A 20,748-nucleotide genomic window follows, 5' to 3' on the forward strand; every position below is an offset into this window, starting at 1 on the left:
GCCTGATCGGGCGCTAACCGGTGTGCCCTTCATCAGCTCAAGCCGGGGGCCCTTTTACGCGAAAACGCAGGGTCCCGATTCCACGGTCATTGACAAATAAGAATGTCCCCGGCCTCCAGTTTGTCCATGAGCCGGGAAAATCCTCGACGCTGCACGATGGCGGTGCTGCCGGAGACCGTCTCGGTGATGATACGGCGCGGCTCGACCTGGAAGCCTGCGGCCTCGATTTCCTGAAGCTGGTTCTCGGTGGTCTGTCCCATCGTGGAAACGCGGACATAGGCGAAGGTGCGCGGCATGGGGTTCAATTTCGTCCGAATAGGCTGTCCGTAATACCCGGACCGTTCGAAAGGCCGTCAAGGTATTTTGTGGACAGTATGTTTCGCCCCTGTACGGAACCGGACCTTTCCGGACAGAGGCAAGGGCCATGGCTCGAAATGGGTGGAGTAGCAAATGGCCAAGCGGACGCTTCTCAAAATTCAAGATCGGCAGGCGCTTTTCGACATCCCGACTGACGAGGACAGTCTGATCCGTCATTATTACCTGTCGCCAGCCGACCGGCTCGAAATTGAGGTTCGCAGACGCGAGCATAATCGGCTCGGCTTTGCGATACAGCTCTGCCTGATGCGCCATCCGGGCCGTGCGCTCATGGCCAACGAAATTCCGCCCAAGGCGATGCTCAACTATGTTGCTGAGCAGATCGGCGCCGATCCAGCTTCGTTTGATCTGTATGCTGGCCGGGAGGAGACGCGCAGCAACCACATCGCTCATCTGCTCGGTTACCTCGGAATGAGGAACGCTACCGCCCAAGATCGTCGTGTTGGGCTGGTGTCGGCAATCGAAACGGCCTTCACGACCGACAAGGGGTTGCCAATCGCGAACGCCATCGTCGCGACTTTCCGAGAACGCCAGGTGCTGCTGCCTGTCGCGAATATGATCGAACGGATGGGACTGGCGGCCCGAGCCATTGCCCGCCGCCGTGCCGAAACTGCTCTGATCTCGGATCTTCCAACGGAAAAGCTGGCGATCCTCGACGGATTGCTGACGGTCGATCCGGCGATAGGCCAGACGCGCTTTCACTGGCTGAAGCCGGCACCGGATGCTCCAGGAGCGATGAACTTGGTCGGATTGACCGAGCGCATCGCCTTCCTTCGCACGCTTGGGATCGATCCTCGTTTGCAGGATCGAATTCCTTCAGGACGCTGGGACCAGATGATCCGGGAGGGCGATGCCACCCCTGCCTGGCTCGCCAACGACTTCAATGCCGGTCGCCGTCGTGCGATGATCGTGGCGCAGGTGATCAAGCTCGGCCAGAAGCTCACCGACGATGCGGTCATGATGTTCATCAAGCTGATCGGCAGGCTCTTTTCCCAAGCCAACAACCGTAAGAAGCAGCGCCACATGAATTCCCGCGTGGAAACATCCAAGGCGCTGCGGCTGTTCCTCGATACGATATCGGCGCTTCAGGCGGCCAATGATAATGACGAGGATGCAATCGAAACGCTCGATCATCAGGTCGGCTGGCATCGACTGCTGCAGATAAAACCTGGTCTCATCGCCATGGTCGAGGATAATGATGCTTCGCTCCTGTCCCTGGCGGTCGAGCAATATGGGAACGTCCGCAAATATGTGGGACCCTTCCTCCAGGCGTTCACCTTCCACTCGACGCGGCGGCACGATCCGTTGCTTGCCGCGCTCGCAACCTTGAGGAGGCTCCATGCGGAGGGTCGCCGTGTGCTTCCCGACCGCATCCCGGTCGCCCATCTCAGTCACGCCGACCGGAAACTGATCTTCGGCCAGGAAAAGCCGGACCGGCGGCTTTATGAGATTGCGACGCTCGCCGTCTTGCGAGATCGGCTCCGCTCGGCCGACGTCTGGGTCGAAGGTAGCCGATCTTTCCGGCCGATCAACGAACATCTCATGCCCCGTTCGAAGTTCAACGCCTTGAAGGAAGAAGGCAAGCTCGATCTCGGTGTGCATGGAGACGGCGCGACCTGGCTTGCTGAAATTCAGCAGGTGATGGACTTCAATCTTAAACGTCTGGCCTATCGCGCCCGCAATGGAAATCTCGAGGATGTCCGACTTGAAGCCGGAACCTTGATCGTAACACCCGGCGCCAGCGAGGTTCCCGCGGCGGCCGAGGATCTGAACGTCGAAATCAGCGAAATGTATCCGCTGGTCGAGGTCCCGGACCTTTTGCGGGAAGTGCATGACTGGACTGGATTCGCCGATCAGTTCACGCATATGCGCACGGCAGACGCTCCGCAGAACGTATCGGCTATGTTGGCCGGCGTACTTGCGGATGCGACGAATCTGGGACCAAAGCGCATGGCCGGAGCTTCGAAGGGCATCAGCGCTCACCAGATAAGCTGGATACGGACCTTCCATGCCCGATCCGAAACCTACCGCGCAGCCCAGGCCTGCGTGACCGACGCCCATACACGCCATCCCTATTCTCGCCTATGGGGAAACGGAACGACGGCCTCATCTGACGGGCAGTTCTTCCGCGCCAGCGACCGCGCTGCAAAACGCGGCGACATCAATCTCCACTATGGCAGCGAGCCGGGCACCAAATTCTACAGTCATCTTTCCGACCAGTATGGCTACTTCAGCATCCTGCCGATCAGCCCGACCGAAAGCGAGGCGGCCTATGTTCTGGACGGGTTGTTCGATCATGACACCCTTCTCGATATCGAAGAGCACTTCACGGATACCGGTGGCGCCAGCGATCACGTGTTTGCGTTGTTTGCCCTGATTGGAAAGCGCTTCGCTTCCAGACTGCGAAACCTCAAGGACCGGAAGTTCCACACCTTCGAGAAGGCCGGCGCCTATCCGGCATTGACCAACCATATCGGCGTACCGATCAACACCGCCCTCATTCTGGGACATTGGGACGATTTGCTGCATCTGGCAGCGTCGATCACGACGCACACCGTGGTCCCCTCCACGATCCTCAAGAAGCTTGCCGCGTCATCGAAATCCAGCCAGTTGGCCAAGGCTCTGCGGGAACTTGGTCGGATCGAGCGATCCCTGTTCATGATCGAATGGTATTCGAGCCCGGCGCTGCGTAGGCGGTGTCAGGCCGGCCTCAACAAGGGCGAGGCCGCCCACAAGCTCAAGCGTGCCGTCTTCTTCCACGAGCGCGGTGAAATCCGCGACCGCTCATTCGATAGCCAGGCATTCCGCGCTTCCGGCCTCAATCTGGTCGTCAGCGCCATCGTGCACTGGAACACCGTCTATCTCAGCCGCGCCGCCGCTCATCTGCGTCGGCAGAGGCGGAATATTCCCGACGGGCTGCTGAAGCACGTCTCCCCTCTCAGTTGGGAGCATATTAATCTCACCGGCATCTATTCCTGGGACACCGAGCAGCAGATGCCAAAAGGCTTCAGACCCTTGCGACTTCCGGGCCGTATCTTGCGCGCCGCCTGACGTTCGTGATCCGTTCGGTCTTAGCGCAAGATTTTGAGCTACTCTTGTTCCGACCCCACGTTGAGGAAGACCCCAATTAAGTGCCAAGTGACACATGACAACGCCCGCGCGCGGCAGGCCGTGAAATCAACGGTCGCCGTCAGAAGGTTTCGATTGAGTGTGGAACGAACTCGGCATCCAGGATCCGGGCAGGTAGAAGCCACTACCGTATATCCGTGCCGCAGCTTTGCGACAATCTATCACTCGAAAGGAGCGAAGAGTGATTTCCGCCACTTCAGCGCCTCTGAAAGCCCTTCCTGAGAGCGGATCCTGTCGAACTCCTTGCGCTCAGGAGAGCCGGTGCCACGCATAATCGACGCGGCATCCATACCGTAGCGCAACGCGGTGTGTAGTCCCATCGTCTCGAATGCCTGATTGATCGCACGCTTGTTCCAGCGCTGGCATGTCGCGGCGACTCTCGACATCCGCTTGGCAATGCGCATCGTCTCGCCCGCCAGTTCCGGTTGCGGAAAAACGCGGTCGACCAGACCCAGCCTCAGCGCTTCGCGCGCGTCGAGGATATCACCGGAATAGACCAGTTCCCGACACCGGTTTCCCAGAATCCACGGAATCATCATGGTGCCAATCCCGCCGCCGAACCTCGATTCCAGAACGCCGATCTGCGACGTGTCCGAGCAATACCGGATGTCGCAGCACAGGGCGAGTTCGAGCGCGCCCGCCAGACAGTAGCCGTCGATCATGGCGATGACCGGCTTGCTGCAATGCCAGAGCGACATCGCAAATTCGTGGTTAAGGGCATATTTATCGTTCAGTTCGCGTAATGACTGTTCCGTACGATCGGCGCTATCCTTGAGATCGTAGCCGGAGGAAAACGCTTTCCCCCCCGCCCCAGTTACGATGATGATCCTGACACTCTCGTCAGCATCCAGCAGGCGTACCGCATCCGGCAGTTCTTCAGTGAATTTTTCATTGAATGCGTTCAGGCGTTCGGGACGGTTGAATGTAATCGTCGCGACGCGATCGTCGATAGCGATATGCAGCGTTTCGTAAACCATGAATCTCTCCCGATAACGTGGCCAGGTCGTGGATTAGCCTGCGATCGACTGGCCAGCAAAATGGCAGGCGACGCTATGGCGACTTTCGATTTCCCGCAGGGGCGGCTCCGTCTGCCTGCAAACGTCGGCCGCCAGCGGGCAGCGTGTGTGGAAACGGCATCCAGCGGGAGGACTGACGGGCGACGGAAGATCGCCTTTCAGCACGACACGCTTGACGCGATTGTGAACGCGGGGCCGGGGCACGGCCGACAGAAGGGCTTGCGTATATGGATGCATCGGCCGCTCGTAAAGGTTGGCCCGCGGCGCTTCCTCGACCTTCTTTCCAAGGTACATTACGGCGACGCGGTGAGCGACATTGCGCACGACACCGAGATCGTGCGAAACGAACAGGTAGCTGACCCCGAACTGCTTCTGAATGTCCTTCAGAAGATTAATTACCTGCGCCTGCACAGACACGTCGAGTGCGGATACTGGCTCGTCGCAGATGATGAGTTTCGGGGATAGCGCGAGTGCCCTCGCTATAGCGATGCGCTGCTTCTGCCCGCCCGAAAATTCATGTGGATACCGTGCAACGGCCGTTTCGTTCAGGCCCACGAATTCGAGAAGTTCACGAACGCGGCGGTGAATGTCGTCGCGGTTCCATTTGGCAAGACGCATCGGCTCCGACAGAATCGTCTCGACCCTCATTCGAGGGCTGAGTGAGCTCGCCGGATCCTGAAACACCATCTGCATCTCGGCCCGGATCGGCCGCAGGGCACGTTCCGCGACGCGGGTTATGTCCTGACCGGCGAAGATGATCGTTCCTGCCGTCGGCTGGAGCAGACGGATAAGAGCCCGAGCGATGGTCGACTTTCCGCAGCCGGATTCGCCGACAAGAGCAAGCGTCTCTCCCGGAGCGATAGCCATCGAAACGCCGTCGACCGCATGAACGACTTCCGGCGCGCGTCTCGTTCCGCCACCGGTGGGGAAATGAACCTTCAGGTCCTTAACCTTGATCAGATCTTCCCCTGCCCGCGCTGGCCTGGGTTGGTCGTCCCTTTCGTTCAGCATTGACGATATCCCTGATGACGAATGCACGCTACGAGGTGGCCGGGGCCCATCGGCGCGAGTGCCGGGTCGATCGCGCGACATGGATCGGCGACATAGCGGCAACGGTCCGCGAAGCGGCATCCCGAGGATATGCGGTCGAAGGACGGGACGACGCCGGGTATGGCCGAAAGCCGGTCGACATCCTCGTCCACGGGCGGAACGCTCTCCAGAAGACCTTCGGTATAGGGGTGAAGGGGCCGGGAAAACAATTCCGCAACGGTGGAGTGCTCGACGACACGTCCGGCATACATGACGACCACCTCGTCCGCCAGTTCCGCAACCACGCCGAGATCGTGAGTGATCATCAGGATCGCCATGTCCAACTCCGACTGCAGACTGCGCAGCAGGTCCAGGATCTGAGCCTGGATAGTCACATCCAGCGCCGTCGTCGGTTCATCTGCGATCAGCACTCGTGGACGGGAGACAAGTGCCATCGCTATCATGGCCCGTTGGCGCATTCCCCCGGAAAGCTGATGGGGATAGTGATCGATCCGTTTTTGCGGAGAAGGAATCCCCACCCTCTCAAGGAAGGCGATCGCCATTTCCCGCGCTTGCGCCGCACTGACCCGATGATGCGTTCTGACCGCCTCAACGATCTGGTCGCCAATCGTGAACACCGGGTTGAGAGACGTCATCGGTTCCTGAAAGATCATGGCGACCTCCCCTCCGCGAATGCGCCTTATTCGCTCTTCGTCCATGGCGAGCAGGTCCTCACCCTGATAAAAGATGCGGCCCGATGAGCGGATCACGGGGGCCGTGAGACGCAGTATCGACAGGGCTGTCAGGCTTTTCCCACACCCCGACTCCCCCACCAGTCCCAAGACCTTGCCCTTTGGTATGTCGAACGAGACGCCATCGACGATCGAAGGACCATTGTTGATCGATAACCGAAGGTCTTTCACCGAAAGAGCGGTCTGTTGTGTGGAATCCGGTCCCGAATCGTCCGTGTTTCTTGCCAGTATCATTTCGTTCGCACCGATGACGTTGTGGTTCTTGTGACGTCGCGCGGATCGAGTATGTCGCGAATGGAATCGCCGATCATGTTGAAGGCCAGGACGGCGAGAGCCAGCACGAATCCGGAGATCAAGACGATCCAGGGCGCGGTCAGGATCCCGTTCACCCCTTCCCGGATCAGATTGCCCCAGCTCGCCTGCGGCGGCTGGACGCCCAACCCCAGAAAACTCAAGGCGGCCTCGTCACGAATGGCGCCGGCGATGTTGAGCGTCCCCATCACGACGATGGGGCCGATGATGTTCGGCATGACATGATGACCCATCACCCACACGTTCCCGGCGCCGAAAGTGCGGCTCGCGGAGACGAAATCGAGTTCTCGGACCAACAGGGTTGAACTGCGCGCGAGCCGGATGAATATGGGCACATTGGCGATGCCGATCGCCAGCACCAGAACAGGAACGCCAGAGCCCACCAGCGTCACGATCATCAGAGCAAGCAGCAGCGAGGGAAAAGACATCATGATGTCCACCAGCCCGACGACGGCCAGATCCACATAACCGCCGCGCAAGCCTGCGATCATGCCCAGCGGCACGCCAATCGCCACAGCCAGGACGACGGAAAGAAGTCCGACCGCGAGAGCGGGACGGGTCCCGTAGATGACTCTGCTCAGAAGGTCCCTTCCATACTCATCTGTTCCGAACCAGTGAGTCCAGCTCGGTGGCGCGAACGCGTTCACGATGCTCTGGGCAGTGGGGTCGAATGGGGCGATCACAGGGGCAAACAGGGCGATGAGAAAAAGTGCGGCGATGAACGTCGCTCCAATCAACGCGCCCGGGTCTCTCGTCATGACCCGGCCAATTACACGGGCCAGAGAAACGCCGGACCGCCTTTTGCTGCCTGCAGGAGTTGACAAGGTGGAGGCTGTTTCAAGCATGTTTGACCCTCGGGTCCAGCAATCCGTAGCTCAGATCGATCAATAGATTGACGACAACGACAATCACGGCGAACACGATGAGGCCGGATTGGATGAGATCGTAGTCCCGCTGCGCTATCGCGCCGACGAGAAGCTTGCCAAGGCCCGGCCGGTTGAACACGGTTTCTGTCATGATCGCGCCGCCGAGAAGACTGCCCGTGTAAAGGCCGATTGCGGTCACTACAGGGATCAGCACGTTTCTAAGAGCATGCTTGAAATAGACCTTCGGCCGGCGCAACCCCTTGGCGACGGCCGTGCGCACATAATCCTGCGTCAGCGTTTCCAGCATCGTGGAGCGGGTCAGACGTGTAACGTACGCCGCCTGGATGAGGCCCAGGCTCAGCGAGGGCAGTATAAGCTTGTAAAAGGCTTCGCCGAGGGAATCTCCGCGGAGGGAATGGATGATCGGAAACCAGCCAAGCCAGACGGAGAAGACGATCAGAAGGACGATGCCAAGATAGAATGCGGGAAAGGAAAGACCCAGCAAGGCGAAAATCCGGCCGCTGAAATCGATCCAGGTGCCGCGCTTGACCGCCGTGATTACACCGGTGGGAATACCGATCGCCGTACCCACGATCAATGATCCGAGAGCGAGAGCGAGCGTGTGCGGAAAGGCTTCAGCTATCTGTGCGCCTATAGGCTGGTTGGTGATGATGGAACGCCCCAGATCGCCACGGGCGAGATTGCCGAGTAGTTCCAGATACTGGACAAGCAACGGGCGATCGAGTCCGGTCTTCTGGCGGAACGCCTCGAGCGATTCCGCGGTGGCATAGTCGCCGAGAGCGACCTCGGCGGGATCCGCGGGAATGACCCGCATAGAAAAGAACACGATCGTGACTACCGCCCAAACGATGAACAGGGCAACCAGTATCCTCCGCGCTGCAAATCTCAGCATGACCTCGGTCTCCTAACAGCGCAGTCGGACGCTATGTCCGTTCTCGATGGCTTCTTCCACCGCCCCGGTTTCAGGCGCCAGATCGGAAGGCGTCAACCACCGACCCAAGACTCGGTCCCATGAGTCTGACCGTTGATCCGGTTTTTCCGCCTGAAGCTCTCCCTTGCGTATCTTTCCCGATGGAGACTTGGGAAATTCCTCCGCACGAAATTCAACGTAACGCGGGATCTTGAAAACCGCGAGATGTAAGGCGCAGTAGGCCAGCAGGGCCTCGGGGTCGATCGGTTCCATGCCGTTGCGCATGCGCACATGAACCTTCACCTCTTCGCCTCGCAGGTCGTCGGGGACCGGAACGACGGCCACCTCGGCGATGCCGGGCATCTTCGCCAGCACCTCCTCGACTTCGCGGGCGGCTATGTTCTCGCCAGCCCGCCTGACCATATCCTTTATCCGCCCGACAATGTACACGAAGCCCCGCTCATCCTGGCGCGCGAGGTCTCCAGTCCGGAACCACTCGCCATGGAAACCGGTCTCGTTGGCGTCGGGACGCCGGTAGTAGCCCTGCAGCATTCCGGGACCACGAAAGAGCAGTTCTCCCGTCTGGTTGGCCGGCACGGTATTGCCCTCCGCATCCGCCACCCGGCATTCGCGGAAAGGCCCCGCGATGCCAGCCGATCCGGAGCCGGTCATGTCGGACGCGTCGAGAGGAACGAAGAGACCTGCCCCAATCTCCGTCATGCCGAAGGCCTCGCGCGCCGGAAAACCGAAGCGCTCTTCAAGATCGAGTTGGTCGGATTTCGGGAATCCGTAGATACAGACTTTCTTCACCTCATTGCTTGCGTCTTCCAGGCTGGAGGGTTGGTCGTAGACGATCTTGTTGAGAAGGCAGAAGTGAATCCCGTGCTCGCGGATCCACTCCATCGTCTTGCTCCCGCTGCGATGGGAGGCAACGAACAATGTCGCCCTTTGGAAGAAAGCCATGAGCGTCAGCCATTGAGGCGTCATGTAGAAGTACGGATTGGATGCCAGAATGTTTTCATATTTCAGGCCGTCGATGTCCGCATGCGATTTGGCGCAGGTTAACCAATAGCGGTGGCTGAGCAGGCAACCCTTGGGCAACCCCGTCGTACCCGAGGTGTACTGGATGTTCATCAGCGTATCGAGATCCGGCAGCGGCGCCGTGCAACGCTCCGGCTGTCCCTCCCACAGGGCGCTCCAGGGACGGTACTCTGCGGCATCGTCACCGACAACAAACACCCGCTCACGCATGCGTTCCGGCAGGCTCGTCAGGCCGCGCACGGCATCGAGATATTGCGCATCGACGATGAAGGCGTCGACCTCCGCATCCTCGAGCCCGAACAGAAGTTCCCGGCTCGTGTAGCGGACATTGATCGGAACAGCCACGGCTCCAAGCCTTGCCAGGGCAAGCCACGTGATCGGCCATGCTGGAATGTTCGGCATCATGAGCGCGACATGAGAACCGCCGCGGACACCAATCGACAGCAGGCCGTTTGCAAGCTTATTCACCTGCTCGGCCAGCTCGGCATAGGTCGCCGTCTCATTGGTGGCGATAAAATGGTAGGCTAATCGTTCGGGCATATCGGCGGCGGCGGCTTCCAGCAGCGCCGGAATGTTGTCTGGCAGCGGCTCGGCCTCGATGCGCATCTTTCTGTCGTAATAGGCTTTTAGGTAAGGCATTTATCAAAGTCCAAGCACGGCAAGGGTGGCGCAACCAGGCGCCCCGAAGCCTGTTCGTTTGTCATTTTCTGTTCGGTAGTGGTGGTTTTCGGCGGACGCATTCCAACGGCGCCCGCCACTCGATTACTCGTCGAGTATGCGCGTATCCTTCGAGAACATGTAGAAGGAAAGGTTGCCGGCCGGCATCTGGAGGTCCACGAGAGGTGATCTCGCCCGTGCGGCATTCTGGTTGAACAGAGGTATCGTGACGGCGTCGTTGGCGATCCGCCGTTGCGCCTCCGCCCACAACTCATTCTGCTCATCGGGATCCGCGCTGAATCGCGCTTTGTCCGCAAGATCGTCGATACCCGGCAGCACATCGCCATAGTGGATGAAGTTGGTAATCGCCGTCTCCTTGCCGATGGCCGCGCTCTTTACGTAGAACTGATCGAGGTAGATCTGCGCCGTCTTCGGATAGCGAGTCGCCTGGTACATCACGATCGGATTCGTATTCTCGCGGATCAGGCGATGATAGGTCGGATGATCGACAACCCTGAATGTCACATTAACGCCGATGGCTCTCCACTGTTCCTGGATGATCTGCATGTAGGGGAGATAAAGAGGGCTGTTGCTCATCGCCATCTCAAACGAGAACCCGCTCTCGTGGCCTGCTTCGGCCAGCAGCGCCTTCGCTCTTTCGACGTCGTGTGAATATTTCTCCATATCATCGATGTGTCCGAGATATCCTGCCGGGATGGCGGAATATTCAGGCACCGCAAGATCCTTGCCCAGATAGGAGACGAGATCGTCGCGATTAATCGCGTAGGCGAGCGCCTGCCTTACCCTCAGATCGTCGAACGGCTTGATCGTAAGGTTGATGAACAGCCAGTAGGGTGTTCCTTCCTTCGCGAGATCGACCGTCATGCCCTGCGCGCGAATGCGATCGACCACCTGCTGTCTCGCTTCAAGGTCGATAGCGTGGACCTCTCCGCCGTTCAGCGACAGTTCGCGCGTGCTGTTGTCCGGAATGAAGTGCCAGATCATGCGATCCAGGATCGGCTTGCCGCCCCAGTAGCTCTCGTTTGCTTTCAGGGTCAGGCTCTGGCGCGCAGCATAAGCCTCGAATTCGAACGGCCCCGTCCCGATGGGATGCGACTTGATGTCTGCGCCTTCCTCGATGGCCTTCTTGCAGACGATGAAGCCTGCCTGGAAATTGACGAGACGCAGATCGAACCGGGCATCCGGATTCTCCAGTTCGATCACGAGAGTGTACGGCTCGTCGGCTATCACCTGCTTGACGTTGGCGTAAGCACTGCGGAATGGCGATCCGAATTCCTGATTCGTTACCCGCTCGATCGAGAACTTGGCGTCGGCGGACGTGAATTCTCCGTATCCGCCATGCCACTGCACCCCTTGCCTGAGATGAAACGTCCAGCTCTTCTTGTCCTCGGACGCTTCCCAGCTTTCGGCCAACGCGGGCATGATCTCAGCGTCACCGAGAAAACCGGAAGGATATGCCAGCAGGCCTTCATAGACTTCTCTGACGATCGGCACGGCTATCGAGGTGACGGCCGTATGAGGATCGATGCTCCCCATGTCGTCATAGGCCATGCCGACATGCAGATCCTGCTTGTCGGCCTGAGTCTGCGCGAAGGCGAAACCCGATTGTGCAAGCAGCCCTATGGCTGCTGTGGATTGCATGAAGCGCCGGCGCGTAAACATCGTTCCTCCTCCCATCTTGTTGCAGACAGTTATCGCTTCGCGTTCGAATGCGTCGTCGCGATAACGGTCGCCACGGCAACGTACTACCGGGCCGTTCTTCCGCCCCGTGCTCGTCGTGACCGCTGAGCATCGACCATAGATGCCCAGGTGACAGATGACATAATGAATTCGGTTCTCCCTAGCATGCCATAATGTTATACTGGTCTGAGGAACCAGGAGGTAACATGTTGCGTGGATTGAGTTTTCGGCAAATCGAAGCGTTTCGGGCGGTGGTGCTCAGAGGCTCAATCTCTGGCGGCGCGAACTATCTTGGTCTTACTCAACCGGCTGTCAGCCGGCTGATACGTGATCTCGAGAGTCGTCTGGAATTGAAGCTCTTCACGCGCAGAGGAAACGCCATACACATCAATCCCGAGGCGCACGCCCTCTTCCGCGAGGTCGAACGCCACTTTCTTGGATTGGAAAAGATCGAGAAGGCGGCAGAGCATATAAGACACGCAAAGATCGGAAGATTGCATATCGCCGCCTACACTGGGGCATCAACACGGTTCTTTCCACATCTCGTCGGACGCTATCTCGATCAGTTTCCGATGGCGAATGTCGTGCTTCACAACACGACTTCGCCACTGGTGATCGAAGGCGTTTCGACCGGGCGATACGATCTGGGTCTTGCACTCACGCCTTCGGCATATCCAGGCATCGAGGCGGAACCGTTAACCGGATTAAATGCCGTCGCGGTGGTGCCGGTAGATCACCATCTGGTTGAGCGCGATTGCATAACGATAGATGACCTTTGTGACAGCCCACTGTTGTCGCTCGGAATGAACAGCCCGGTATGGGGGCAGTTTTCGGGATTGTTGCAAAGCATGCGCGTCAAGCCACGAGTATTATTCGAAGCGACGGTGTCGGAGTCGCTTTGCACCCTGGCCGGACTTGGCAAGGGCATCGCGATCATCGACCCGTTCACGCCGTTCGGATTGAACAATCCTGATATCGTCATCAAAGCATTTCGACCCACGCTCGAATATCCGGTTTCGCTGATCTACCAAGCCAAATCAGCACGTTCCGGCGTCGTGAAAGCGTTCGCAGGACTGGTTAGGGAAGGGCTCGCCGAGCTTCCTTTTCAAAATCACCTGCGAGCCGCATACGGAAGAGACGAAAGCCTGTAGTTTACCCTGGACTTTGTGCGGAGCACCCCGGATGTCCGGCGCATATGACGGACGGTACGAAATTAGACCACCGTAGCGGCCTGATTGTCTCGCTGCGGGCAGCGTAAAAGTCGTCCAATTTTTCGCTTTTCTGCGCATTGCAGAGTGGAAATCGGGGCGCGGCCATAGGCTTGTCTCTCCTTCACCCGACGCGTTCCCGAAGAAAAATGACGGCCAACACCTCCTGGCTTCCAGCATCCGGGAGGCTGCGGCCCAAAGCTATCATCGCCTTGACGCGTCATCGACGTTCCAGAACTCTGCCCGCTCGAAAACAGGCCAAGTCAAGTTCATTGGCCGGTAGCGCCTTCATTCGCGGCCGGGCCAATTGTCCGACAGACCCTATATGCCCGTCTTTCCATCCGTTTCACACAGACTCAAGGTACAGTACGAACAATTCGTCACTGCAGGCAAGTCACCCACAAGGCCATCACTGCAATCATGCGTCGGCACCTCGCTTCTGACGCTCGATCTCGCTCTTGTAGGCGAGCGCCGAAGTCACGTAGCCCGGAAATTGCGTCAGCGACGCCGTAGTGTTCGCAAGGATGGGCGGACCGCCGGCGAAGATGATGAACGTGCCGCCACCGGCGATCGCATTCATCGCCCCGGCCAGGAATCCGGCACCAAAGGCCGTGGTCGCCAGGAGCAAACACGTCATCTTTCGATCCAGCAAGACAAGCGGAAATGGGGAAGCCGCCGCCAAGGCCCTTCGTGAGCGTGATGATGTCCGCGCGCTGGTGTGCGAACCAGCGGCCAGTACGGCCGGCGCCCGTCTGAATCTCGTCGCCCAAGATGAGCAGCACGTCATTCTCGTCGCACCGGCGGCGCACGGCCTGCAGATACACGAGCGGCGCGGGAAAAACTCCTCCTTCCCCGATGATGGGTTCCAGCATGACGGCCGCGGTCTTCTTGTTCGCGTCGATATTTCCATACGGGACATGGACGAAGCCTTCCGACCCAACCACATTTCCAGAAAGTGGTAGTCAAGGTTTGCCCTCGCCCGCATCAATCCTCCTCGACGAAAACCTCCTCACGCTTCTTCTTCACCGAGGGCAGCAGCACGATGACGAGAACGATCACCGCCAGCACGAGCAGGGTTGCGCTGATCGGCCGCGTCAGGAACACCGTCGCGTCGCCTCGTGAGATGATCATCGCGCGCCGCAGATGCTCCTCCAGCATCGGGCCAAGCACGAAGCCGAGCAGCAGCGGCGCCGGTTCGCAGCCGAAACGCACCAGCGTGTAGCCGAGCGCGCCGAACAGGGCGAGCGAATAGAGGTCGTAGGTGTTGGAGTTGATTGAGTAGATGCCGATCGCCGCGAACGCCATGATGGCCGGAAACAGCAGATAGTAGGGAATCGTCAGCAGACGCACCCAGAGGCCGATCAGAGGCAGGTTGAGCAGCACAAGCATCAGGTTGCCCGCCCACATCGAGGCGATGAGGCCCCAGAACAGGCCAGGGTTCTGGTTGACGACGTTGGGGCCGGGCACGATGCCCTGGATGATCATCGCGCCGATCATGAGCGCCATCACAGGGTTGGCCGGAATGCCGAGGGTCAGCATCGGGATGAACGAGGTCTGCGCACCGGCATTGTTGGCAGATTCCGGTCCAGCCACGCCTTCGATTGCGCCCTTGCCGAACTCTTCCGGTCTATTCGACAGCCGCTTCTCGACCGAGTAGGACGCGAAAGAGGCGAGGATCGCCCCTCCGCCAGGCAGCACGCCGAGGATCGAGCCGAGCGCCGTACCGCGCACCACCGGCATCGACATGCGGCGGAAATCGTCGCGCGTCGGCCACAGGCTGGTCACCTTCTTGACCATGACGTCACGGTTGGTCTCGTTCTCCAGATTGCGCAGGATTTCGGCGATGCCGAACACGCCGACAGCAACGGCCACGAAGTTCACTTCGTCCGCAAGTTCGGGAATGCCGAAGGAAAAACGCTGTGCGCCGGAATAAAGATCCGCACCGACGAGGCCGAACAGCAGGCCGACGACGATCATCGCCGTCGCTTTGAGAATGGAGCCATGCGCCAGCGCCACCGCCATCACGAGGCCCAGCACCATCAGCGAGAAATATTCGGCCGAACCGAAATTGAGCGCCGCCGCCGCGAGCGGGGGGGCGAACAGCACCAGGATGAAGGTGGCGACCGTGCCGGCGAAGAACGAGCCGAGCGCCGCAGTCGCCAGCGCCACGCCAGCGCGGCCGCGGCGGGCCATCTGGTATCCGTCGATAGCCGTCACGGCCGAAGAGGATTCGCCCGGCAGGTTGATCAAGATCGCAGTGGTCGAGCCACCATATTGCGCCCCGTAGTAGATGCCTGCCAGCATGATCAGGGAGGTTGCCGGATCGAGGCCCATCGTGATCGGCAGCAGCATGGCGATGGTCGCGGTCGGGCCGATGCCGGGCAGCACGCCGATCAGCGTGCCGAGCAGACAGCCCAGAAAGGCGAACATCAGATTGTGCGGCTGAAGCGCGACCGACAGGCCGAGGCTGAGATTAGCGAGCAGATCCATCAACGAACTCCGAAGATGGGGCGGGTAAACGGCTCGACCCATGAGCCGAACAGCCGCAGCGGCAGACCCAGGCCGAAACTGAACACCGCGACGCAGAATATAGTCAGGCCGACTGACATCGCGATGGCGACCGGCACCGACATCCGCCTGCTGGCGAAGGAGGTGATGAACGTGGTGAGCAGCAGCACCGGCGCGAGGCCGAGCGGCCGCACCAGCATGCCGAAGATCACTGGAACGCTGAGCAGAACGACAAGGCCGCGCCATGGCAGCGGGCCGCGCTCCGGGTCCGCCTGGCCCATTCCCTTGAGGGTGACCGCAAGGCCGAGCGCGATAAGGATACCTGCCAGCATAACCGGGAAATAGCCCGGTCCCATGCGGCGCGCAGTACCGATATCCAGTTCGAACACTGTCGTTAAGCCGAAAAACAGGCCGATGGCGATGAAGATCGCGCCCGCTCCGACATCGCTTCTGTTGAAGGTCATCGTCCGTCCCTTCCGATGAAAAGTGCCGGCGCGGCAAAAAAGCCCCGCCGACAAAGGTTCTGCGGAGGCAGAATCAGTCCGCGTAGACCCCGGCGGCTTCGATCAGCGGGCGCCAGCGGGCGATTTCCGACTCGACCTTGGCCTTGAGCGCTGCCGGAGTGGCGTTTTCTTCCGGCTCAGGCGTTGTTGCGAGCGAAGCGAACCGGTCGATGACGTTCTGGTCCTTGAGCGCGATCTGCAGCGACTTGCTGAGACGCTCGACAATCGCCGCATCCGTGCCCTTTGGCGCATAGAGGCCGTGCCAGATACCGAACTGCATGCTGGCCAGACCGCCCTCGGCAGCCGTGGGCAGGTCCGGCAGCTGGTCCAGACGTTCGCCGCTGGTGACCGCGTAGGCTTTTACCGCGCCAGCCTGAATCTGGCTGGTGGTGTTGGTGGTCTGGTCGCACATGAAGTCGACCTGGCCACCAAGCAGATCCGTCATAGCCGGACCAGTGCCCTGATAGGGAACAGTGGTCAGCTGGGTGTCGATCTCGCTCATGAACAGCATGCCACACAGATGCGACGCAGCGCCGATGCCGGCATTGGCGTAGGTGACGTCGTCGGCGTTTTCCTTGACGTAGGCGATCAGGCCCTGAAGGTCTTCGGCCGGGAAGTCCGGACGCGCGATGATTGTCATCGGAACTTCGGTGACGAGGCCGGCATACTCGAACGATCCGAGCGGATCGTAGGAAAGGTTGCGGTAGAGGGTGGCGCTGGTGGCCATGCCGATGTGATGGAGCAACAGGGTATAGCCGTCCGCCTCAGCCGACGCCACGCGGCTTGCGCCCACCGTGCCGCCGGCGCCGCCGACATTTTCCACGATCACCTGCTGACCGAGATCGCGGCTCATCGCCTCCGCGACGAGGCGCGCGACGGTGTCGGTCGGGCCGCCGGCAGAGAACGGCACGATCATCGAGATGGTGCGCTCGGGATAGTTCTGTGCGCCGGCCATTTGCGGCATGAGAGCCATGGCGGCGGTAAGCGCGAGGGATGCGGCAAGCTTCTTCATGGGTTTCCTCCCGGTAAGATTCGCTCGGCCGGGCGGCGCGATCTCCTCCCGACGCCGGCCACGGAAGCGCACTAGGGAAGGGCCGCAGAGGAAATTCAACGCATGGAGCGTCGCCACATCGACCTGCGGGCGATTCAGTCGCCGCAGATGGGTGGAATTCGTAACATCGGGACGCTCGCATGTGTGATTCCCGATACAACGGGCGCGGCTATTCGCCGTGGTCGCGTCTGTCGAGACGGTAGCGCTGCATTTTCTCGTAAAGCGTCTTCCGTGAGATGCCGAGTTCCTCGTAGACCGGCTTGAGCACCCCGCCATGCGCCCGCAACGCACTGGCGATGACCGATTTCTCGAAGCGCGCCACCCGTTCCGCCAGCCCTGCGCCGGCTTCCTCTTCCGATGCCGCGTCGAGCCCTTCGATACCGAGGCCCAGAACATACCGGTCGGCGGCGTTGCGCAGTTCCCGCACATTACCCGGCCAGTCGCGCCGGGCGATCTCCGCCACAACATGCGGTGGTGGCTCCACCGGCTCGCGGCGGTAGCGTCCGGCAGCCTCGCGCGCCAGTTGCAGGAACAGGATCGGCACATCCTCGCGCCGCGCAGACAGCGGCGGGACGCGCAGGGTAACGACGTTGAGCCGGTAGAACAGGTCCGCCCGGAAGCGGCCCGCGGTCACTTCGTCCTCAAGCTGGATCTGGCTCGTCGCGACGAAGCGCAGATCGAGCGGGATCGGCTCGTTGGAACCGAGGCGGACGATAACCCGGTCCTCGATCACCCGCAGAAGCCGCGCTTGAAGGTCAAGCGGCATCGAATCGATCTCGTCGAGCAGAACCGTGCCGCCACGTGCATGCTCGAATTTGCCGTAGCGCGCGCGAATTGCGCCCGGGAACGCGCCGGCTTCATGGCCGAACAACTCGCTCTCGATCAGGTTTTCCGGCAGAGCGGCGCAGTTGATCACTACGAAGGGTCGCTCGGTGCGGCCGCTGATGTCGTGCAAGGCGCGCGCGGCGACTTCCTTGCCGACGCCGGTGTCGCCGACGATCAGAACGTCGGCATCGGTTCCGGCCAGCGCCCGCAGCCGGTAACGCAGGTCGATCACCACCGGCGAACGGCCCGGCAGGCGCGTTTCGAGGTCGTCGCTTTTACCTGCCGCCGCGCGCAGCAGCCGGTTTTCAAGCACGAGGCTGCGCCTGTCGAGCGCACGGGCGACGACGTCGGCAAGCTGCTGGCCCGAAAACGGTTTCTCGATGAAGTCGTAGGCGCCCTCTCGCATGGCGCGCACGGCGAGCTGCACGTCGCCGTGGCCAGTGACGAGGATGACCGGCACGTCGACGTCGATGTCGCGCACGCGCGTCAGCAGCGTCATGCCGTCCATGCCGGGCATGCGAATGTCGCTGACGACGACCCCGGCGAAGCCGGGCGTGACGAGATCGAGCGCCGCTTCCCCACCGGCAAGATCGCGCACCTCGAAGCCTGCGAGTTGCAGCGACTGCATGGTGGAGCGACGGATATCCTCCTCGTCATCGACAAGGAGCACGGCGGGCTGCTTCATTCAGCTGCCTCACGCACAGGCATATCGGATGCTTCGAGCGTGATGATGGCCACCGTTCCGCCGTCTGGATGTTTCTCCACCGCAAGCATACCGCCGAAATCCTTGATGATGTTGTAGGAGATCGACAGGCCGAGCCCCAGCCCCTTGCCGACACCCTTGGTGGAAAAAAATGGGTCAAAAATGCGTTCCGCTATGGCGGCCGGAACGCCCGGCCCGCGGTCGCGCACAATAATCGTCACCTTGCCGTCCTCCGTCGGCCGCGCGGAAAGTTCGATCCGGCGGTCATCAAGCCCTTCCACCGCATCGGCGGCATTCGAGATGATATTGACCAACACCTGCTGCAGGCGCACCGCGCCGGCTCTCACCGCCGAGGGGGCGGGACCAAGATTAACGATCAGGTCGGCATCGGCCGCCTTCAAGCGCCAGCCGATGATTTCCAGCGTATCCCGCACGGTTTCATCAAGCGCCACCGGTCCCAGTTTCTCGTTTGGCTTACGGGCGAAGTTTCGCAGATGCTTGCTGATCGACGCCATGCGCTCGGTGAGGCTGGCGATGCGCCCGACGGTCTCCCCCGCCTCGTCGATGCGCCCGCGCTCGATCAGCAGCGCTGCATTGTCGGCATAGGTGCGAGCGGCCGCCAGTGGCTGGTTCAGTTCGTGCGACAGGGCCGCGGCCATCTGGCCGAGCGCCGCCAGCTTTCCGGCCTGCACCAAATCGGACTGCGTCTTGCGCAGCACGCGCTCCGTCATGCGCCGTTCGGCAACCTCTTCCTCCAGAAGCCGGTTGACCGCGGCAAGGTCGGCGGTTCGCTCCTCCACCCGGTGTTCCAGCTCTTCCCGCGCCTCACATTGCACCTGCAGACGCTCGGCAAGCCGTGCGCGCCGTTCAAGCCAGACGGCAGCGCCCATAGCGCCCAACGCCACCAGCAGCACCAGAGCGGCGATGGTGGTCAGCATCTGCGTATGCACCGATGAGGTGTCGAGCAGCACCTTCACCGTCCAGTCGGCTTCCGGCATCGTTTCCGTGACGACAAGATATTGCCGCGCACCTTCCCGTCCGGCAATTGAGAGCAGGTCGTGTCCGTCCTGCGTCAGGCCGCGCGTAACTGGCAATTCCTTGAGTTTCGCGTCGGCGTAGCGCCGTGTGGTCGCGGTCCGTGCGAGACGCTCGTCGGTCAGCGGCTGAATCGCCGAGAACAGCCAGTCGTGCCGTCCCGACATGAAGATGATGCCTTCCGGATCCGTGACGATGATCTCGTAGTCGCCGCCGCGCCAAGAGCTTTCGATGACGTCGATATCGACCTTGAAGACGACGACGCCGGCAATGCCTGCATCCGTGTTGATCGGCGCGCCGAAATAGTAGCCGCGTTTGAGCGAGGTCGTGCCGAGCGCAAAAAATCTGCCGATTCCACCGTTGCGCGCATCATAGAAGTAAGGCCGATAGCTGAAATTCTCGCCAATGAAAGTCGGTGTCTGGTCGAAATTCGACGCAGCGAGCGTGTCTCCGTCAGGCAGCATCACATAGATGTCGGACGATTCCAGAAGTTCGTTGATCTGCTTGAGGAAGCCGTTGATCTCATCGACCTTGGCAAGGTTTCCCGGAGCCGCAACCAGTTCCTTGATGTCTGGATCGTCGGCGATCAGTTGCGGCAGCTTCTCATAGCGGGCGAGTTGCCCCCTCAGCGCTGTGACGGCCAGCCCGAGCGTGTTCTCACCGCGCGCAGCCGCCTGGTCCAGATAGAGAGCCGTCGCGTATCGGTGGCCAAAACTGACGATCAGCAGGCACACCACAGCAGCAACCACGCCCAGAATGATCCAATGTCGTCGCCGATGCCGGTTCATGCGTGCCGTCGGGTTCGTTGCGTCGCCGGCGATCATAACGCGCCGCCGGGCGATGAGTCGATTGGAGTTGCCGCTTCAATACGCCCACCCGCTTGGAATGGCGGCGGAAACTGTGTTGCGCGAAGCGATTGGGCACAGAGTCATGATTAATGATGATGATTTATGGATGCAGTTTACATGTCTCACTCCGACCAAACCGCACGTCCTGTCCTTCTGTGATCTTGACCGATAATGTTGGCTTATCGGTCGTCAACGGTTAGCCGCGCCAAACGGCTGCTGGCGGCGAGAAAGGGGATGCCTGCGAGCTCGCCAACAAAA

Annotated in this window: 14 protein-coding genes and 3 pseudogenes; 2 read left to right on the forward strand and 15 right to left on the reverse strand. The window is 60.4% G+C overall.

What is annotated here, in order from left to right; genetic code table 11:
- Positions 1 to 95: 95 nt before the first annotated feature.
- A pseudogene (locus tag ABID44_RS18200) lies at positions 96 to 296 on the reverse strand (recombinase family protein); the annotation flags it as partial.
- A gap of 154 nt (positions 297 to 450) precedes the next feature.
- On the opposite strand from ABID44_RS18200, the gene ABID44_RS18205 reads away from it, so the two are divergent.
- Entirely contained in the window at positions 451 to 3,426 is a 2,976-nt protein-coding gene (locus tag ABID44_RS18205) for a Tn3 family transposase (RefSeq protein ID WP_354153107.1), read from the forward strand.
- Positions 3,427 to 3,665: 239 nt separating this feature from the next.
- Here the strand turns inward: ABID44_RS18205 and ABID44_RS18210 are convergent, their stop codons facing one another.
- The 7 genes from ABID44_RS18210 to ABID44_RS18240 all read right to left on the reverse strand — a co-directional run bounded on the left by ABID44_RS18210 (position 3,666) and on the right by ABID44_RS18240 (position 11,791).
- Entirely contained in the window at positions 3,666 to 4,481 is an 816-nt protein-coding gene (locus ABID44_RS18210) for an enoyl-CoA hydratase/isomerase family protein (protein ID WP_354153108.1), read from the reverse strand.
- A gap of 33 nt (positions 4,482 to 4,514) precedes the next feature.
- Complete coding sequence (locus tag ABID44_RS18215) at positions 4,515 to 5,531, reverse strand: ABC transporter ATP-binding protein (protein ID WP_354153109.1); 1,017 nt, start codon at positions 5,529 to 5,531, stop codon at positions 4,515 to 4,517.
- Positions 5,525 to 6,535, reverse strand: coding sequence for an ABC transporter ATP-binding protein (locus ABID44_RS18220; protein WP_354153110.1), 1,011 nt, complete (start codon positions 6,533 to 6,535; stop codon positions 5,525 to 5,527). The genes ABID44_RS18215 and ABID44_RS18220 overlap by 7 nt, the downstream gene beginning before the upstream one ends.
- A complete protein-coding gene (locus ABID44_RS18225; RefSeq protein WP_354153111.1) occupies positions 6,532 to 7,458 on the reverse strand; it encodes an ABC transporter permease in 927 nt (308 codons plus the stop codon). Before ABID44_RS18225 ends, ABID44_RS18220 begins: the two co-directional genes overlap by 4 nt.
- Positions 7,451 to 8,392 carry an ABC transporter permease gene (locus ABID44_RS18230; RefSeq protein ID WP_354153112.1) on the reverse strand — a complete coding sequence of 314 codons (942 nt, stop codon included), beginning with the start codon at positions 8,390 to 8,392 and terminating at the stop codon, positions 7,451 to 7,453. Before ABID44_RS18230 ends, ABID44_RS18225 begins: the two co-directional genes overlap by 8 nt.
- A gap of 12 nt (positions 8,393 to 8,404) precedes the next feature.
- On the reverse strand, positions 8,405 to 10,090 hold the full coding sequence (locus ABID44_RS18235) for a class I adenylate-forming enzyme family protein (RefSeq protein ID WP_354153113.1): 1,686 nt from the start codon (positions 10,088 to 10,090) through the stop codon (positions 8,405 to 8,407).
- A 123-nt stretch (positions 10,091 to 10,213) separates the two neighbouring features.
- Entirely contained in the window at positions 10,214 to 11,791 is a 1,578-nt protein-coding gene (locus tag ABID44_RS18240) for an ABC transporter substrate-binding protein (protein WP_354153114.1), read from the reverse strand.
- 224 nt (positions 11,792 to 12,015) lie between these two features.
- Between ABID44_RS18240 and ABID44_RS18245 the strand changes: the two genes are divergently transcribed.
- Complete coding sequence (locus tag ABID44_RS18245) at positions 12,016 to 12,960, forward strand: LysR substrate-binding domain-containing protein (RefSeq protein ID WP_354153115.1); 945 nt, start codon at positions 12,016 to 12,018, stop codon at positions 12,958 to 12,960.
- 484 nt (positions 12,961 to 13,444) lie between these two features.
- Here ABID44_RS18245 and ABID44_RS18250 read toward each other — a convergent pair.
- The 7 genes and pseudogenes from ABID44_RS18250 to ABID44_RS18280 all read right to left on the reverse strand — a co-directional run.
- Positions 13,445 to 13,654, reverse strand: a pseudogene (locus ABID44_RS18250) (sulfite exporter TauE/SafE family protein); the annotation flags it as partial.
- A gap of 31 nt (positions 13,655 to 13,685) precedes the next feature.
- A pseudogene (locus tag ABID44_RS18255) lies at positions 13,686 to 13,889 on the reverse strand (aminotransferase class III-fold pyridoxal phosphate-dependent enzyme); the annotation flags it as partial.
- A 112-nt stretch (positions 13,890 to 14,001) separates the two neighbouring features.
- On the reverse strand, positions 14,002 to 15,507 hold the full coding sequence (locus ABID44_RS18260; RefSeq protein ID WP_354153116.1) for a tripartite tricarboxylate transporter permease: 1,506 nt from the start codon (positions 15,505 to 15,507) through the stop codon (positions 14,002 to 14,004).
- Complete coding sequence (locus ABID44_RS18265; RefSeq protein ID WP_354153117.1) at positions 15,507 to 15,989, reverse strand: tripartite tricarboxylate transporter TctB family protein; 483 nt, start codon at positions 15,987 to 15,989, stop codon at positions 15,507 to 15,509. The genes ABID44_RS18260 and ABID44_RS18265 overlap by 1 nt, the downstream gene beginning before the upstream one ends.
- Before the next feature lie 73 nt (positions 15,990 to 16,062).
- On the reverse strand, positions 16,063 to 17,040 hold the full coding sequence (locus tag ABID44_RS18270; RefSeq protein WP_378226887.1) for a tripartite tricarboxylate transporter substrate-binding protein: 978 nt from the start codon (positions 17,038 to 17,040) through the stop codon (positions 16,063 to 16,065).
- Positions 17,041 to 17,248: 208 nt separating this feature from the next.
- Positions 17,249 to 18,589 (reverse strand): sigma-54-dependent transcriptional regulator, encoded by a 1,341-nt coding sequence (locus ABID44_RS18275; protein WP_354153118.1) that lies wholly within the window; start codon positions 18,587 to 18,589, stop codon positions 17,249 to 17,251.
- On the reverse strand, positions 18,586 to 20,430 hold the full coding sequence (locus tag ABID44_RS18280; protein WP_378226888.1) for a sensor histidine kinase: 1,845 nt from the start codon (positions 20,428 to 20,430) through the stop codon (positions 18,586 to 18,588). The genes ABID44_RS18275 and ABID44_RS18280 overlap by 4 nt, the downstream gene beginning before the upstream one ends.
- Positions 20,431 to 20,748: the final 318 nt, after the last annotated feature.

It is taken from the genome of Aquamicrobium ahrensii, from assembly GCF_040545755.1.
Classification (GTDB): Bacteria; Pseudomonadota; Alphaproteobacteria; order Rhizobiales; family Rhizobiaceae; genus Mesorhizobium; species Mesorhizobium ahrensii.